The organism is Paracoccus limosus (genome assembly GCF_009711185.1).
GTDB lineage: Bacteria > Pseudomonadota > Alphaproteobacteria > Rhodobacterales > Rhodobacteraceae > Paracoccus > Paracoccus limosus.
In genome coordinates this window covers 12,569-28,827 of the sequence record NZ_WMIF01000002.1, presented here as the reverse complement: position 1 = coordinate 28,827, position 16,259 = coordinate 12,569, and the positions used below count along the sequence as shown (strand labels likewise).

Annotated in this window: 16 protein-coding genes; 5 read left to right on the top strand and 11 right to left on the bottom strand. The window is 67.4% G+C overall.

All coding sequences use genetic code 11. The features are described from left to right. Positions 1–116 precede the first annotated feature (116 nt). Both GL279_RS01860 and GL279_RS01855 read left to right on the top strand, forming a co-directional pair. Positions 117–662 (top strand): ActR/PrrA/RegA family redox response regulator transcription factor, encoded by a 546-nt coding sequence (locus tag GL279_RS01860; RefSeq protein WP_155062923.1) that lies wholly within the window; start codon positions 117–119, stop codon positions 660–662. A gap of 76 nt (positions 663–738) precedes the next feature. Next, positions 739–1,047: an H-NS histone family protein gene (locus GL279_RS01855; RefSeq protein ID WP_155062922.1), complete on the top strand. Its 309-nt coding sequence runs from the start codon at positions 739–741 to the stop codon at positions 1,045–1,047. Positions 1,048–1,075: 28 nt separating this feature from the next. Here GL279_RS01855 and GL279_RS01850 read toward each other — a convergent pair whose 3' ends face one another. The 3 genes from GL279_RS01850 to GL279_RS01840 form a co-directional block, all read right to left on the bottom strand. Further along, complete coding sequence (locus GL279_RS01850) at positions 1,076–1,654, bottom strand: HD domain-containing protein (protein WP_170293905.1); 579 nt, start codon at positions 1,652–1,654, stop codon at positions 1,076–1,078. A gap of 124 nt (positions 1,655–1,778) precedes the next feature. Beyond that, positions 1,779–2,285, bottom strand: a complete 507-nt coding sequence (gene secB, locus GL279_RS01845) for a protein-export chaperone SecB (protein ID WP_155062920.1) — start codon at positions 2,283–2,285, stop codon at positions 1,779–1,781. A 51-nt stretch (positions 2,286–2,336) separates the two neighbouring features. Continuing rightward, entirely contained in the window at positions 2,337–2,906 is a 570-nt protein-coding gene (locus GL279_RS01840) for an FxsA family protein (protein WP_155062919.1), read from the bottom strand. A gap of 102 nt (positions 2,907–3,008) precedes the next feature. Here GL279_RS01840 and GL279_RS01835 point away from each other — a divergent pair, with 102 nt between their 5' ends. Both GL279_RS01835 and GL279_RS01830 read left to right on the top strand, forming a co-directional pair. Next, a complete protein-coding gene (locus GL279_RS01835) occupies positions 3,009–3,665 on the top strand; it encodes a Tim44/TimA family putative adaptor protein (RefSeq protein WP_155062918.1) in 657 nt (218 codons plus the stop codon). A 1-nt stretch (position 3,666) separates the two neighbouring features. Then, a complete protein-coding gene (locus GL279_RS01830; protein ID WP_155062917.1) occupies positions 3,667–4,275 on the top strand; it encodes a Smr/MutS family protein in 609 nt (202 codons plus the stop codon). Between the two features lie 4 nt (positions 4,276–4,279). Here the strand turns inward: GL279_RS01830 and GL279_RS01825 are convergent, their stop codons facing one another. The 3 genes from GL279_RS01825 to hslV form a co-directional block, all read right to left on the bottom strand. Beyond that, positions 4,280–4,465: a PLD nuclease N-terminal domain-containing protein gene (locus tag GL279_RS01825; RefSeq protein WP_155062916.1), complete on the bottom strand. Its 186-nt coding sequence runs from the start codon at positions 4,463–4,465 to the stop codon at positions 4,280–4,282. Between the two features lie 55 nt (positions 4,466–4,520). Then, positions 4,521–5,828 carry an ATP-dependent protease ATPase subunit HslU gene (hslU, locus tag GL279_RS01820; RefSeq protein ID WP_155062915.1) on the bottom strand — a complete coding sequence of 436 codons (1,308 nt, stop codon included), beginning with the start codon at positions 5,826–5,828 and terminating at the stop codon, positions 4,521–4,523. 87 nt (positions 5,829–5,915) lie between these two features. Beyond that, positions 5,916–6,470 carry an ATP-dependent protease subunit HslV gene (gene hslV, locus GL279_RS01815; RefSeq protein ID WP_155062914.1) on the bottom strand — a complete coding sequence of 185 codons (555 nt, stop codon included), beginning with the start codon at positions 6,468–6,470 and terminating at the stop codon, positions 5,916–5,918. Between the two features lie 102 nt (positions 6,471–6,572). Between hslV and GL279_RS01810 the strand changes: the two genes are divergently transcribed. Beyond that, positions 6,573–7,463, top strand: coding sequence for a hypothetical protein (locus GL279_RS01810; protein ID WP_155062913.1), 891 nt, complete (start codon positions 6,573–6,575; stop codon positions 7,461–7,463). A 24-nt stretch (positions 7,464–7,487) separates the two neighbouring features. Here GL279_RS01810 and trxA read toward each other — a convergent pair whose 3' ends face one another. Genes trxA through tsaE form a run of 5 tightly spaced genes read right to left on the bottom strand, consistent with a single transcriptional unit; the run spans position 7,488 to position 16,245 of the window. Further along, positions 7,488–7,811: a thioredoxin gene (gene trxA / locus GL279_RS01805; RefSeq protein WP_155062912.1), complete on the bottom strand. Its 324-nt coding sequence runs from the start codon at positions 7,809–7,811 to the stop codon at positions 7,488–7,490. A 54-nt stretch (positions 7,812–7,865) separates the two neighbouring features. Then, entirely contained in the window at positions 7,866–11,240 is a 3,375-nt protein-coding gene (addA, locus tag GL279_RS01800; RefSeq protein WP_155062911.1) for a double-strand break repair helicase AddA, read from the bottom strand. Continuing rightward, positions 11,230–14,172 carry a double-strand break repair protein AddB gene (gene addB / locus GL279_RS01795; protein ID WP_343039681.1) on the bottom strand — a complete coding sequence of 981 codons (2,943 nt, stop codon included), beginning with the start codon at positions 14,170–14,172 and terminating at the stop codon, positions 11,230–11,232. Before addB ends, addA begins: the two co-directional genes overlap by 11 nt. Then, positions 14,165–14,833 carry a nucleotidyltransferase family protein gene (locus GL279_RS01790; RefSeq protein WP_211371239.1) on the bottom strand — a complete coding sequence of 223 codons (669 nt, stop codon included), beginning with the start codon at positions 14,831–14,833 and terminating at the stop codon, positions 14,165–14,167. Before GL279_RS01790 ends, addB begins: the two co-directional genes overlap by 8 nt. Further along, a complete protein-coding gene (gene tsaE, locus GL279_RS01785) occupies positions 14,830–16,245 on the bottom strand; it encodes a tRNA (adenosine(37)-N6)-threonylcarbamoyltransferase complex ATPase subunit type 1 TsaE (protein ID WP_155062910.1) in 1,416 nt (471 codons plus the stop codon). Before tsaE ends, GL279_RS01790 begins: the two co-directional genes overlap by 4 nt. Positions 16,246–16,259: the final 14 nt, after the last annotated feature.

The window sequence follows — 16,259 nt, the reverse complement described above, 5'->3', positions numbered from 1 at the left end:
TGCGCCCTCTTGATAGGCAGCCCAGGTCGGGGGTTCAATGCCGCCCGCCGGCGGTCGATTTGACCCCCCTTGCAAATACGCCTAGAACCGGCTGAGGAAAATCAGGGTGAGCGACAATGGCCGAGGGCGTGAATATCGGACCCGATCCCAGCCTGCTGCTGGTCGATGACGACGAGATCTTTCTGAACCGCCTGGCCCGCGCGATGGAAAAGCGCGGCTTTCAGGTTTCATGCGCCGGATCGGTAGGCGCGGCGCGCGAGATCCTGCGCGACAAGGCCCCGGCCTATGCCGTGGTCGATCTGCGGCTTGAAGATGGCAGCGGACTTGATGTGGTCGATGCCCTGCGCGAGGCGCGGGCCGAGGCGCGCATCGTCGTGCTGACCGGATATGGCGCCATCGCCACGGCGGTCGCGGCGGTGAAAATGGGCGCGACCGATTATCTGGCCAAACCGGCCGATGCCGATGAGGTCACCCGCGCGCTGCTTTCGGCCGGCACCCTGCCGCCGCCGCCGGAAACGCCGATGTCGGCCGACCGCGTGCGTTGGGAACATATCCAGCGCGTCTATGAACAATGCGACCGCAATGTCAGTGAAACCGCGCGCCGCCTGCATATGCACCGCCGCACACTTCAGCGTATTTTAGCCAAACGCGGACCGCGTTAACAAATCTTCAGTTGCCAATCCAAGGTAAAATAAAATATATTTTCCTTTATCTGCCACCACCCCAGGAAAATAGATAATGGAATTGGAACTCGAGAAAATGTCCCTTCGTGAGTTGCGCGACCTGCGCAACAAGATCGAACGGGCCGTTTCCACCTTCGAGGAGCGTCGCAAACGCGAGGCTCTGGCTGCGGTTGAAAATGCGGCGCGCGAATTCGGCTTTACCTTTGCCGATCTTGCCGAGGTGAAAACCTCGCGCGGCAAGGTTGCACCGAAATACGCCAATCCGCAGGATCCCGAGGCGACATGGACCGGCCGCGGGCGCAAGCCGCGTTGGGTTCAGGACGCTCTGGACAACGGCAAAAAGCTGGAAGATCTGGAAATCTGACCGGCCCCGGCTCCTCACCGGGGATCTGTCAGCCCCGGCCGGAGTCGATGACACCGATCAATTGATCAAATCTTTCGATATAGGCCGCCCGTGTTTCCATGGGCGGCCGAAGCCTTATTTCCAGCCCCTCGATCAATTCTCCGCGAGGCACCGGAAAAAGACGATCCGCCTCGGCTTGGGAAAAACCGGCGATATGAATGGCTTCAAGCCATGCCGAAATGCGGTCGGCGCGCTTAATGGTTAATTTGACTGCGCGCGGCAATTGCGCCGGCAGGCCAAAACGGCGATGGATTGCGGCCGTCAGCCGCATATCCATTTCGCCATATTCCTTGCCCAATGCCGATTTGACCGGCGAGATCATATCTCCGATCACATATTCGGGAGCATCATGCAGCAGGGCCGCCAACCGCCAGCGCGGGTCGGTATCGGGCTGGCAGCGGTAATGGATTTCCTCGACCAGCAGCGAATGTTCGGCGACGGAATAGGCCCAGTCGCCCCGCGTCTGGCCGTTCCAGCGCGCGACAAAGGACAGGCCATGCGCGATGTCCGTGATCTCGATATCCATCGGGGTCGGGTCCAGAAGATCCAGCCGCCGCCCCGACAGCATGCGTTGCCAAGCCCGTTTCGCCATTGCGCGCTCCGATTCCCCGGCTGGAACAGCCCCGCCGCCGGGACAGGAAAAGACCCGCGCCGCCGGCCGGCAACGCGGGTCTTCACACAGAGTTGATGCCTCAGGACAGCGGCACGTCCGCCGGCCGCTCCGACTGCATCCGGCGGGCCAGCTCACCGCGATACAGCGCGACGAAATCCACCGGATCCATATTGAAGGGCGGGAAGCCACCATCGCGGGTCATGTCCGAGATGATGCGCCGCACATAGGGGAACATCATGCGCGGACATTCGATCATCAGGAACGGATGCATCTGGTCCTCGGGCACGCCCTCGACATGGAAGATGCCGCCGTAATCCAGCTCGCACAGAAAGATCGGCGTCTTGTCGGCGGCATTGCTGGACTGGACGCGGAACTTGCTGATGACCTCGTATTGGTTTTCGGTCGGGCGCTTGCGCGCATCCAGACTGACCTGCACGCTGATCTCGGGCTGGATCTCGCCCGAGGGCATGCCGCGTTGCGCCACGGCATTCTCGAACGAGAGGTCACGGATATATTGCGTCAGGATCTGCAGCCGCACCGCAGGCTGGGCCCCGTTCTGTCCGGCAGTGCTGTTGTCGTCGCTCATCAAGGCTCTCCCTGGGATTTGGGCCGGTTCTAGCACCGGGTGGCGTCACGCTCAATGCCGGGTCCAGCCGGAATTGCCGCGCCGCCCCGAAGCGGCGCCCGGACCCTGCTGATCGGTCAGGCCCTGACGCACCGGCTGCGGCGGGTCGTCCTGCACCGAATATTCGGCGTCGATGATTTCCTCGTCCTGCCAGCCCGCCCCGCGCCGCTGCCGCGGCGGCACATCGCCGAAATCGACGCTGGCCGTGCTGCGATAGTCATAGCGCATGCCGGCGGCCCCGGCCTTGCGGCCCAGCCAACCCAACAGCAGTTCGCGCAGTGCCGGCACCAGCAGCAGCAGCCCCAGCGCACTGGTGAACAGCCCCGGCACGACCAGCAGCAGCCCCGCGATCATCACCAGCGCGCCATGCGCCATCGGCCGGGCGGGGTCACGGAATTCCTGCATGGCGCGCTGCACGTCCATTGCCGCGACCATGCCCTGACGCCGCATCACCGCCACGCCCAGCAGCGATGACCCGATCACCAGAGCGATCGTCGGCAGCACGCCGATCAGGCCGCCAACCTGGATGAACAGCGCGATCTCAAGGATCGGCAGGATGACGAATGGCAGCAGCAGCCGCATGGGGCTTCCTTTCCTCAGGCTCTTGGGCGGGCAAACTGGACTTGGGCCGCCCTGCACCCTACATAGGAATGTGACGCCGCATTAGAAAGCTCTCCCAGGCCCATGTCGAACCCCATGCTGCAACTTCTTGTTCTGGCCGCCATCGCCGTCTTCCTGATCCTGCGCCTGCGCGGGGTGCTGGGGTCGCGCGACGGTTTCGAGCCGCCGCGCGTACCGGACGAACAGGAACCGGCGCGCCGCTTCGACGTGATCGAGGGCAGCGCCGAGCCCGAGGACAATGACATCAACGACCATGCCGAGCCGGGCAGCGCCAATGCCACCGCCCTTCTGGCGATGAAGCAGGTCGAGCCCGATTTCGCCATCGGCCCGTTCCTGACCGGGGCCAAGGCCGCCTATGAGATGATCCTGATGGCCTTTGAACGCGGCAATCTTGACGAGGTGCGCTCGTTTCTGGCCCCGCCGGTCGAACAGGCACTGGACGGTGTCATCGCCGACCGCAAGAACCGCGGCCTGACCACCGAGGCGCAGTTCCTTGGCACGCGCGAGACTGCTCTGGCAGCAGCCGAGTTCAACCCGGCGACGCGTCAGGCCGAAATCTCGGTGCGCTTCGTCGGCGAGATGATCGTGGCCACCCGCGATCCCGATGGCAATGTCGTCGATGGCGACCCGAAATCGGCCCGCAAACAGCGCGACACCTGGACCTTTGCCCGCCAGATGGGGTCGAACGACCCGAACTGGCAGCTCGTCGCCACCGCGTGACATGGCACGCCGGGGCCTGACGGCCGACGAAAAGGCCCTCTGGTCCCGCATTGCCGCAACGGCGGTGCCGATGCATGGCCCCGCCACCGTTCATGGCGCGGCCCATGGCGCAGACGACCCCGAGCCCGCAGCCCCGCCCGTCAGCCGCGTCCCTGCCCAGCCACCTACGGTCACGCCGCCCGATTTCCGCATCGGCGCCACGCCCATCAAACCCTCGACCCGGATCGACCTTGCACCGCATCCCGGCCGCGCCCTGCACGACCAACCGCTGCGCATGGATCACAAGACCCATCGCCGCATGGCGCAAGGCAAGCTCGTCCCCGAGGCGCGCATCGACCTGCATGGCATGACGCTGAATGCGGCGCAGCCGGCGCTCACGCGTTTCGTGCTGAACGCGCGGGCCAGCGGGCTGCGTCTGGTGCTGGTGATTACGGGCAAGGGCCGCGACATCGGCCCCGAGGCACCGCTGCCGGTGCGTCCGGGCGCGCTGCGCCACAATGTCCCGCATTGGCTGCACATGGCACCGCTGAGCCAGCTGGTGCTTCAGGTGCGCCCGGCGCATCGCCGCCATGGCGGCGAAGGAGCCTATTACGTCTATCTGCGGCGCTGACCGCTCAGGCGCCGGCGCCGTAATTGGCCTTGGGCCCGGCCAGCCACCAGATGATCAACCCCACCACCGGCAGGATCGCCACCAGCAAAATCCAGATGATCTTGGTCGAGGTCGCCACATTGGTATTGATGATCGAGGCGATGGCCCAGACGTCCAGCGCAAAGATGACGATGCCTAAGATATAGCTCATGGCGATCCTTTCGGGCTGCTGCCGGGATCAACCCTGACAGCAGCCGCAGGTTCCGTCAAAGCACATATCGCGACAGGTCGGTCGAACGCGACAGATCGCCCAGATGCTTCTCGACAAAGGCCGCATCGACGACGACGGTCTCACCCGAGCGATCCGGCGCGCTGAAGGACAGTTCCTCGAACACCCGCTCGATCACGGTATAAAGCCGCCGCGCACCGATGTTCTCGACCGAGCCATTGACCTCGGCGGCGATGCGGGCCAGCGCGCGGATGCCATCCTCGGTGAACTCGACCACGACCCCCTCGGTCGCCATCAGCGCGGTATATTGCCGGGTCAGGGCGTTGTCGGTTTCGGTCAGGATGCGGATGAAATCCTCTTCGGTCAGGGCGCGCAGCTCGACCCGGATCGGCAGACGCCCCTGCAATTCCGGCAGCAAATCCGAAGGCTTGGCGATATGGAATGCGCCCGAGGCGATGAACAGGATGTGATCGGTCTTCACCGGCCCGTATTTCGTGCTGACGGTGGTGCCCTCGATCAAGGGCAGCAGGTCGCGCTGCACGCCTTCGCGCGACACATCGCCGCCCCGCGCATCGCTGCGCGCCGCGACCTTGTCGATCTCGTCGATAAAGACGATGCCGTTTTCCTGCACGCTCTCCAGCGCGGCGGCCTTGACCGCCTCGTCATCCAGCAGCTTGTCGGCCTCCTCGGCGATCAGCATCTCATAGCTTTCGGCCACGGTGACCTTGCGCCGCACACGCCGCCCGCCAAAGGCTTTCATCAGCCCCGACAGATCCATCATCCCACCCATGGCCTGACCGGGCTGGCCCGGCACCTCCATCATGCCAAAGGGGTTCGAGTTGTCCTGAACCTCCAGCTCGATGACCGTATCGTCCAGCTCACCACGCTTCAGCTTGTCGCGGAACATGTCGCGGGTCTGCTCGCGCGCATTCTCGCCGGCCAGGGCCGCCACCACACGATCCTCGGCCGATTTATGCGCGCGCACCTTGACCTCCTCGCGCATGCGCTCGCGGGTCTCGACGATGGCGGCATCGGCCAGATCGCGGATGATCTGCTCGACATCGCGGCCGACATAGCCGACCTCGGTGAACTTCGTGGCCTCGACCTTCAAAAACGGCGCCCGCGCAAGCTTGGCAAGCCTGCGACTGATCTCGGTCTTGCCAACGCCGGTCGGCCCGATCATCAGGATGTTCTTGGGATAGACCTCGTCCCTCAGATCATCGCCCAGCTGCCGGCGCCGCCAGCGGTTGCGCAGGGCCACGGCGACGGCGCGCTTGGCATCCTTCTGCCCGATGATGAACCGGTCCAGCTCGGACACGATCTCGCGCGGGGTCAGATCACTCATATCGAAACCTTTCTCATCGCGGGAAATGCAGCTTTCATCATTTCCCAAATACCCTGGGGGAGTCCGCAGGACGGGGGCAAAGCCCCCTTATCCCAGAACCTCGACCGTCAGGTTGCCATTGGTATAGACGCAGATATCGGCGGCGATCGCCATGGCCTTGCGCGCGACGCCCTCGGCATCCAGATCGCTGGCCATCAGCCCGCGCGCCGCAGCCAGGGCGTAATTTCCGCCCGAGCCGATGGCCGCCACGTCATGCTCGGGCTCCAGCACGTCGCCAGCCCCGGTCACCACGAAAATGTCGCGCCCGTCGGTCACGATCAGCATGGCCTCCAGATTGCGCAGATATTTGTCCATGCGCCAGTCCTTGGCCAGATCGACACAGGCCCGCGCCAATTGCCCCGGCGCCGATTCCAGTTTCTTCTCCAGCCGTTCCAGCAGCGTAAAGGCATCGGCGGTCGAGCCGGCAAAGCCCACCACCACGTCATGCCCGCCGGGCTTCAGCCGGCGCACCTTGCGGGCGGTGCCCTTCATCACGGTCTGGCCGACGCTGACCTGACCGTCGCCGGCCACGACCACCTTGCCGCCGCGCCGCACCGCCAGAATGGTGGTGCCGTGCCAGCCGGGGAATTTCTCATCGGACATCGGTTTCTCCGCTTTCGTCTCGCCCGATCAGATATGGCTGCCCGCCCCCTTTCGCAAGCCGCCCCCCTTTCGCCGCGGGCGCGGGACGGCTAGCCTGCCGCCATGATCCTGCGCGTCTATCTGGAACCGCAAATGCTGGCCTCGGCCCGCGCCGGCACGTTCAACTTTCTGAACGTGCTGAAAGCCAGCGTCGAAGGCGCCGGCTGGCAGCTCGAATGGCAGCAGACCTCGGACGAGGCCCGCCGCCGCGCCCCCGAATGCGACGGCTATGCGCTGTTTCACGCCGAGGCGCCGACGCATGACCGCGCCCTGACCTTTCGCCGCGCTTATCACTATCCGTTCTGGCAGATCGAGCCGGTGCAGCAGCGCTGGCGCTTTGCCGTGGCCCGGTCGCAGTTTGACCCGTCCACCATCGACCCGGCCGAAGCGCGCCGCTTTGCCGATGCGCTGCGCGCGCGCGTGCTGCCCGGCCCGGCCCCCGGCTTCGACGGCCCCATCCTGATCCCGCTGCAAGGCGTGATCCGCAAATGCCGCAGCTTCCAGACCATGAGCCCGGTCGAGATGGTGCGCCGCACCGCCGAAACCGGCAGGCCCTGCGTCGCGACGCTACATCCAAAGGAACGCTATGAGGACGCCGATCACGCCGCGCTGGCATCACTGGCGGCGCGCCACGCGAACCTGACCATCGGCGGCGACACCATGCAGCTTTTGCGGCAATGCGCCTTTGTCGCCACCCAGAACAGCGCCGTGGCCTTTGACGGCTATCTGCTGGGCAAGCCGGCGGTGCTGTTCGGCCAGATCGACTTTCACCATATCGCGCTGAACGTCGCCGAGCTCGACACCGGGCCGGCATTGAAAAAGGCCGAAACCCATCGCCCGGATTTCGACCTTTATCTGTATTGGTTCCTGCAACAGCAGGCGATCAACGCCACCAGACCCGAGGCCGGCGACAGGATCCTTGCGGCGATGCGCCGGGGCGGCTGGCCGATCTGAGCCGCCGCACCGGCCATCCCCGGTTCAGATCTCCGAGTCGATCCAGGCTTTCAGCGCGGCCTTCGGCGCGGCGCCGATCTTGTTCGAGACGACCTCGCCGCCCTTGAACAGGAACAGTGCCGGAATGCCGCGCACGCCCAGCGCCGCCGGACTTTCCGGGTTCTCGTCCACGTTCACCTTGACGATCTTGACCTTGCCTTCATATTCGGCGGCCAGTTCCTCAAGCGCCGGGCCGATCTGGCGGCAGGGGCCGCACCATTCGGCCCAGAAGTCGACGACGACGGGCGTGTCGGACTGACGCACTTCGGCATCGAAGTCGGCGTCGGAAACGGCTTGGGTATTGGCCATCGGGGGATCTCCTGGAAGTGCCGGCCTGCAGCCGGCAGGAATGTCCTGAAACAGCTAGGCACCCGAGGGGGCATGGTCAAGGGCCGCCATCACATCATCCAGCAGCCCATCGGGCAGCGCCATCAGGTGGCGCGTCGCCGTCCACAGCACCGCCATCCGGCAGTCGGCAGCCGGCCAGATCTGGCGCAGCGCAGCGCGATAGGCGGCCATCTGGCGCAGGATGCCCTGCGGCACTGCCTCGGGCCGGTCGGGCACATCGCGGTTCGATTTGTAGTCCACCGCCAGCAGGCCCGCGTCTGAAATCACCAGCCGGTCGATGGTGCCCGACAACATGCCGATCCCCGGCACGGGCGCGGCCAGCGCCATTTCGCGCAGAACCTCGGCGCCATCGGGCAGGGCAAAGACCTCGGCCAGATCGGGCGCGCCGATCACCTCGCCCGCCTCGGCCAGCAGCGCGGCCAGCGCCTCGGGGTCGGGCAAGCCGCCCTCGGCATCGCCCAGCACGTCGCGCGCGATCCGGGGCCAGTCTGCTGCACTCCGGCCCGGCAGATGCTCCAGCAGCAGGTGCAGGCGGGTGCCAAACAGCATCGCCGCAGCCGCGTCCCCTGCCCCGGCCTGCATCACCTTGGCCCCGCCCAGCGAGGTCGCGGCCACCGCCCGGCGCTTTACCGGCGCCGGCGGCAAGGCTGCATCCAGCCATTCCGGCCGCTCTACAGCCGCTCGCTCGCGCCGCTGGGTTTCCGGCGCGGTTTTGGGCCAGTCGCCAAAGGACAGCCGGCGGATTTCGCCGCCCCACTCGGCCGGAATCCGGCTTTCGGCAAGCTCGCAGCGGCCCATGCCCGCCTCGACCAGGCCATGCCAGCTTTCGGCATCGGTTTCCCCCGCCGCCGCGACGATCAGCCAGCTTTCCGCGCGGGTCAGGCCGACGTAAAGCAGCCGCTTGCGCTCTTCCAGCTGGCGGCGCGTCTGGTCCTCAGCCAGTTCCTCGACCGTCTCGGGCCGTTCCCCCTTGCGGCCTCGCCACAATGACAGCCCCTGCGGACCGGCCAGCACCGGCGCCTCGCGTGGGGCGCGGCGCTTGGCGCTGTCGGGCATGATGACGATGGGGCTTTCAAGACCCTTCGAGCCATGCACCGTCATCACCCGGATCAGCCCCTCGCCGTCACCGGCGCTGCCGGGCTGGCGGCGCACCTCGACATCGTCGCCCGAGAGCCAGACCAAAAAGCCCGTCAGCGAAGGCGTCTCGCTGGATTCGTAGCTGAGCGCCTGCGACAACAGTTCATCGATGCCATCCTGCGCCTCGGGGCCCAGCCGGCCGATCAGGCGCGCGTGCCCGCCATGCCGGACCAGCAAGCGCTGGATCAGATCAAAGGGCCGCATGAAGCCGGTCTGGCCCATCAGATCCGACAGCAGTTCGACCGCCGCGCGATGCGTGCTGTCGCGCAGCCGCCGCCACAGGTATTCGCCGCGCTTGCGGCCCTGCGCCAGCCGGTAAAGCTCGTGCTCGTTCAGCCCGAACAGGGGCGAGCGCAGCGCGGCGGCCAGCGCCAGATCATCCTCGGGCGTGGCCAGAACCGACAGCACGGCCCGAATGTCCTTGACCGCCATCTCGCCGGCCAGCTTCAGCCGGTCGGCGCCCGCCACCGGCAGGCCCGCCGCCTTCAGCGCCGCGATGATCTCGGCAAACAGCTCCGAGCGGCGCTGCACGAGGATCAGCACATCGCCGGCACGGATCCCGCGCGCGCCGCCGGTCTTGGTGTCAAAGATTGGCTGGCCCAGCATTCCCGCCACCGACCGGGCAATGGCGCGGGCCAGTTGCGTGGTTTCCGAGTTCTCTGCCGGCTGATCGACCGGATCGGTCCAGTCGCCAGGCTCTGGCTTGTCGGGTTTCGGCACCGGCGGCCACAGATCCACCCGCCCCGGCATCGCGGCCCGGAACGCAAGATGGCGCGGCGGATCGCCAAGCCCCCGCGCCGCCTCGCCGGCAAAGACCTGATCGACCAGACCCAGGATTGCGGTCGAGCTGCGGAAACTGTGCCGCAGCTCCAACACCTGCATCGGATTTTCAACCGCGGCAAAGCCTGCGGCGAAACCGGCGCGACGCGCCTCGAACACGGCAATATCGGCGCCCTGAAAGGAATAGATCGACTGTTTCGGATCGCCGACCACGAACAGGCTGCGGTTCTGGTCGCGCGCGCCCTGCCCCGAGGTGAACTCATCCGTCAGCCGCTGGATCACCTGCCATTGCGCCGGGCTGGTGTCCTGCGCCTCGTCGACCAGAATGTGGTCGATGCCGCCGTCCAGCCGGAACAGCACCCATTGCGCCATGCTGTTTTCCGACAAAAGACGGGCGGTGCGTTCGATCAGATCGTCGAAATCCAGATGACCATGCGCTGCCTTTTCGGCCCGGTAGCGGGTCAGGAACGCATGGCCAAAGCGGTGCAGCGCCAGGGTCTTGTCGGCATGGCCCAGCGCGACACGGGTGAATCGCGCACCCGCCACCCGCTCCATCAGGATCGCCAGATCGTCGATCAGCGCCGCGCAAGAGCCCTGCCGCAGCGCCTTGGTCGGGAAGGTGTCGTATTTCGGGGCAAAAGGTTCTTTGGCGGTTGCCCCGGTCAGCAGCACGGATTCCAGAACAACCAGCTCGGCCAGCCCCGGCGCGGTCCAGTTGCCCGGCAAAAGCTTTGCTGCCGCCTTCTGGTCATTGGTGCTGCCTTTCAGCAGATGCGGGATCAGCGCGGCGACGACCAGCGCGCCATCACCAAAGACCTGACGCAGCAGGTCCGGCAGTTCGGCCCCCGGGGCAAGGCCACAGGCCGCCCAGATGGCGTCCCGGTCCGCGGGGGCCTCGAACCCCCGCAAACCGGACAGGAATGCATCGAGGTTCTCGCCTGAATGCAGAGCCAGCAGGTCTTGCAGCGCGGGATCGTTCTCGCGCGCCATGTCCTCGATGATCTCGGCACGGATCAGCGCGGCGCTGCGATCGTCAAGCTCGGTAAAGCCATGCGGCACGCCGGCCTCGATGGGAAAGCGCCGCAGGACACCGCCGCAGAAGCTGTGGATGGTCTGCACCTTCAGCCCGCCCGGCGTCTCGATGGCGCGGGCAAACAGCCGACGCGCCGCCGGCAGATCGGGCGCAGCGCTTTCGCCCAGACCCGACAGTTCGGCGCGCAGCGCGGGCTCGGGCAGCATGGCCCATTCGCCCAGACGTTTCAGCAGGCGGTTCTGCATCTCGCTGGCGGCGGCCTTGGTATAGGTCAGGCACAGGATGCGCTCGGGCGCGGTGCCCGCCAGCAGCAACCGCGCGACCCGGTCGGTCAGCACCCGCGTCTTGCCCGAGCCGGCATTCGCCGTCAGCCAGGTCGAGCGCAGCGGGTCCGCCGCCCGGATCTGCGCCCGCGTCGCCTCGTCGAAATCAATCGCCATCGCGGAACCTCTGGGGCCGGGCCGCTTCGGTCACGTCCCATTCGCCATGGCGCGACAGGTGGTCGTAATCGCTGGCATGGTCGCTGCGCTCCATGGCAAGGCGCGCGACAAAGCCGCGCTCGCCGCGCAGATACTGCCCGATCAGGTTGACGAAGCCGGCCCATGTTTCAAGGGCCTGGCCCGGGCCGAAATCACGCGCCTCGGTCTTGCCCTCGCCGCCCAGCTGGATGTAGCTGATGCCCGCGACCTCGGCAGGGCCCAGCTTGCCAAAGGCGCCCAGCTCGACCATCGCGGCCTCCAGCGGCAATTGCTTGTCGAAATGCGCGACCTGCTTGTCGGTCGGCGGCTTGCCGGATTTATAGTCATAGACCTGAACCCGGCCATCCTGCAGCAGGTCCAGCCGGTCGGGTGTGGCCTTCAGCCGAAACTCCATGCCCGGAACGACCAGCGCCCCCCGGTCCTCGATCAGCACCGGACGCCCCTCGGTCAGCCGCGCCGCTTCGTCGGACATCAGCCGGTCGGCCACCCCGGCAATCCGCGCGCGCCAGAACAGCCGGGCCGAGGGCCATGGCACGTCGCGCGCCAGCACCTCATCCGTGATCACAAGCAGCCGCGCCTTCATCGCCTCGGGCGTTTCCGGCAGGTCGGGCAGGCCGCGCAAAAAGCGGTCCATGATCTCGTGCAGGACATTGCCACGCTCGGCCGCATTGGGTTCCGGGCGCAGCGGGTCCAGCGCCGACAGGCCCAACACGCGGCGGGCATAGAGGGCATAGGGGTCGCGGATCAGGGTCTTGACCTCGGTCACCGACATCTCGGCCATCGCGGGCGGCGGCGGGATCGGTGCCGGGCGGCGGGCGGCGGGAATGCACGCCCCGGGGCGGGACTGCATCTCGGCCAGTGCCAGCCAGTGCTGGCCGCGCGCGCGCATCGCCAGCAAGGCGGCGGGACCGTCCTGCGCATGCAGGCCGCCCAGAAGGTTCGTCAGCCGGTTCAGCCAGCGCGAGGGGATCGTCTCGGCCTCGGCATCGCGGCGGGCGCGGGTCAGCACCACCTCGGCGGCGCCGACCGCCTGCTGAAAGTCATGCGCGGCCAGCCCGACGCGGCGTTCCGGCAAGGTCAGCCCGGCGGCCGAGCGCATGGGCCGCGACAGCCACGGGTCCGGTGGCAGCGCCTGCGGCCAGCCCCCTTCGTTCAGGCCGGCCAGCACGACCAGTCCCGCGACCTCGCCCACGGCCTCGGTTCGGGCCTCGCGCGGGCCGCGAAACCGCACCAGAGGATGCGAAGCCACGTCCTGACGCACGGCCTGACCCTGCAATTGCTCGTAGAGCAGATCGCGGAACTCTCCGGGGCGCAGGTCATGGCCCAGATGGGCATGGTCGGCAAGCTGCGCCAGCACCCCGCGCGCCAGCCCGCCCGAAGCCTTAGCCCAAAGCTCGGACGCCTCGACGCTGCCGGCGGGACCGGCAGCCAGATCCTCGGCCAGAGCGTGCAGATCGGCCAGCCGCTGCGCCAGCGGACGCGCGGCGCGGTCCTGTGCCAAGGGCACGATCCGGTCCAGCAGGCCCGCCAGCCACAGGCCCCAGGGCTTGCTTTTCTCGTCGCCCTTTTCGGCCCAGTCGCGCAGCGCCGCGCCATCCGGAAAGGCCGGGCCATGCTTGCGCAGATGCAGTTCCAGATCGCGGCTGTGGCGGTTGTGATCACGCCGGTAATCGGCGCCAAGGCCGGTCGCGGTGACCGGATGTTTCAGCAAGACCAGCAGGCCGTCGATCATCAGCTCGGCGCCATAGAGGTCGGCGACATGGCGCAGGAACAGGCCGGGTGCGGTCAGGGGCAGGGGCTGGCCTGCGGAATCGTCCGGGATGATGCCCCAGCGGTCCAGCGCCGATTGCACGCGCCGGGTCAGCATGCGGTCGGCGGCGATCAGCGTCACCGGCTGGGCGCGCCCGACCGCCTCGCGGATGGTCAGGGCAATCGCCTCGGCCTCCTGCGCGGGCTGCTCGGCCTCGATCAGGCTCAGGTTCCGGGTCGCGGGGATCAGTGGGCCCAGGGCCGGGCCTTCGGTGATCCATTGGTCGGTCACCGGGGCAGGGCGCAAGGCCAAAGATATCAGTTGGTTGCGCGCGGGGTCAGGCGCCGCCCCCTCGACCCAGGCCCGGGGCGGGCCGAATTCCGCGACAAAGGGGGCGTAGCGCGCCTGCGGATGATCCTCGGCCCGCGCGTCCAGACTGTCCCAGATCGCGGCGGGCATGTCGGCATCGAAGCCCGGCAACACCACGGCCCCCATCGGCAGCCGCGCCACCGCGCGCATGAAATCCCGCGTCGCCCCGTGCGAGCCGGTCGAGCCTGCGACGACCACCGGCCCCTGCGGCAGCATCTCGCCCCGCGCCCATACCTCGGCAAGCTGCTCGGCAGCCGCGCGCTGGCGACTTTCGCGATCCTGCGGCGGGTCCGACAGATAGTAGCAGGCGGCGATCTTCAGAAAGGCCAGCGCGCGGCCCCAATGCTGTGCGTGGTCGCTGGCGTCGATGCGGTCCAGCGCCTCGGCATCCAGACCTTCCAGCTGCATCTCGGCCATCAGCCCGGCCAGCGAGGCGGCCAGTTCCGGCACCGATTGCCCCTGCGCCAGATCGGGCTGGGCGCGCAGCGCGGCGTCGATCAGACGCCCGAGTTCCAGCCGGCGCGCCAAGGGCGCCGTGGCCCCGCCACCGCCCAGATCCGCGATCAGCCGCAGTTGCGGCAGCACGATCGGCCCGCGCCAGATCAGCGCCTCGCGCAGGGCCATCAGCGACTGGCCCGAGTTCGCATAGACCGTGACCCGCGCCATGTCCTGCGGCGGGCGGGCGCGCATCCGGGCGATCAGCCCATCGGCAAAGGCGCCGGGAAAATCCGCGCCGCAGGGCAGGGCGTAAAGCCCGTTTTCCCACTCAGCCACGCAGCAGCCCCTCGGCCAGCGGGATGCAATCGGGCCGGCCGACGTCACACCATGCGCCGCTGTGGATCAGCCCATAGGCCCGCCCCTCGGCGATCAGCATGTCCCAGAGCCGGTTCAGCGAAAACACCTCGTCCGGGATCTCCTCCAGCCGGTCGGGGCGAATGATCTGCACGCCGCCATAGACCAGATCGCCCTTGCGGATCAGGCGCTTTTCGGCGTCGAGGCTGAAGTCTCCGGGGCCTTGGCGGCCATGAGTGCGGGTGATCGGCACCAGCATCAGCAGCGCGTGCATGTCGTCATCCCATGCATCGAGCAGGGCCGAGATCGGGTTCGGCCCGGTCCAGACCACATCCGGATTCATTGTGATCACAGGCCCGGCGCCCAGCAGGGGCAGGGCCTTGCGCAACCCGCCGCCGGTTTCCAGCAGCAGATCGGATTCGTCCGAGATCTGCGCCTGATCGCCGATGTGATCCCGGATCTGGCCGCCCAGATGGTGGATATTGACGACAAAGGGCCCGGCCCCGGCCGCGCGGGCCAGATCCAGCGCCCGGTCCAACAGCGTGCGACCCGCCACCGGGATTAGCGGTTTCGGCGTCACATCGGTCAGCGGCGCCATGCGCGTGCCTTTGCCGGCGGAAAAGATCATCACCGGCAGGCTCATGCGAGGATGCCCTCGATCACCTCGGCCGAAGGCTCCGGGATGCCCTGCATCGCCTGCGCCAGAGGCGCCAGCGCCGGATGCGCCAGATCGCGCTGGATTGCGGCCCAGACCCGAGGCATGAAGGCCAGATAGCGCCGCTTGCCGTCGCGCTGCGCCAGCCGGGTAAAGATGCCTATGATGCGCAGGTTGCGCTGCGCGCCCAAAAGCGCATAGGCGGCGCGAAACCGGGGGTCGTCCAGCCCGGTCGCGGCGACATAGCGCGCGATCTGCGCGGCCTCGATCTCGGGCGCGACATCGCGGCGCGCGTCCTGCAGGCCCGACACCAGATCATAGGCCGGATGCACCGCCACCGCGTCTTGAAAATCCAGCACGCCCAAAGGCGCATCGCCGCGCCAGATCAGGTTCTCGGCATGGAAATCGCGCAGACCCAGCACCGGAGCGATGCCTTCGCACAATTCGGCATGCAGCGCCTCGATGGCGGGGGCGATGCCGGCGCCCAGACCCGGCGCGCCCACGGCGGCGGGATAGTGATCGGCAAACAGCGTGACCTGACGCGCCAGCTCGGGCCCGTCCAGCCGCAGCACGAAATCCGGCGGCGCATGGCGGTGCAGATCGACCAGCAGATCGGTCATGCGGTCATAGATCCGGGGTGCCAGCGCGGGCGTCTCGGCCAGCACGCGGGCCACCAGATCATCGCCCAGGTCTTCCAGCAGCAGCAGCCCCTCGTGCTGGTCGGCAGCCAGAATCTCGGGCGCGTGGAAATCGCGGTGCCGCAGCCATTGCGTCATCGCGACATAGCCATCGGTGGTGCCGGGGGCGGCATCCATCAGGACGGCGCTGCGGTCCCCGTCCAGCAGGCGGAAATAGCGCCGCGACGAGGCATCTCCCGCCAGCGGGATCAGCCGCGCCTCGACCCAGCCGGCGCGATGGATCAGCCGGGCAATGGCCGGCAGGCGGGTGGCAAAGCCCCAGCGCGCCTCGCTGCCCGACAGGGTGATGCGGCGCAATTCGGGGAAATCCGCATGCGGGTCCAGCGCGATCGTCAGCGGATCGGGCAGGGGGCCGCCATGGTCGGGCCATTCGATCAGCACGATCGAATCACGCATCGCATCGTCCAGACCCAGCTCGGCCAGCTCGTCGGGATGGGTCAGGCGGTAAAGATCTGCGTGCCAGATCTCGGTCCCCAGCGGGTCGACATAGGTCTGGACCAGGGTAAAGGTCGGGCTGGGCACGTCTTCGGCCAGATCGCCCTGACGAGCGCGGATGAAGGCGCGGGCGAAATGCGTCTTACCGGCGCCGACCGGGCCTTGCAGGGCAACGGTGTCGCCGGGTTTCAGCACGGCGGCCATTACCCGGCCCAGACAGGCGGTCAGATCGGCATCGGCGGGGTCAAGCGTCGCAAGCAGGGTCATGGCCTCAACCTAAG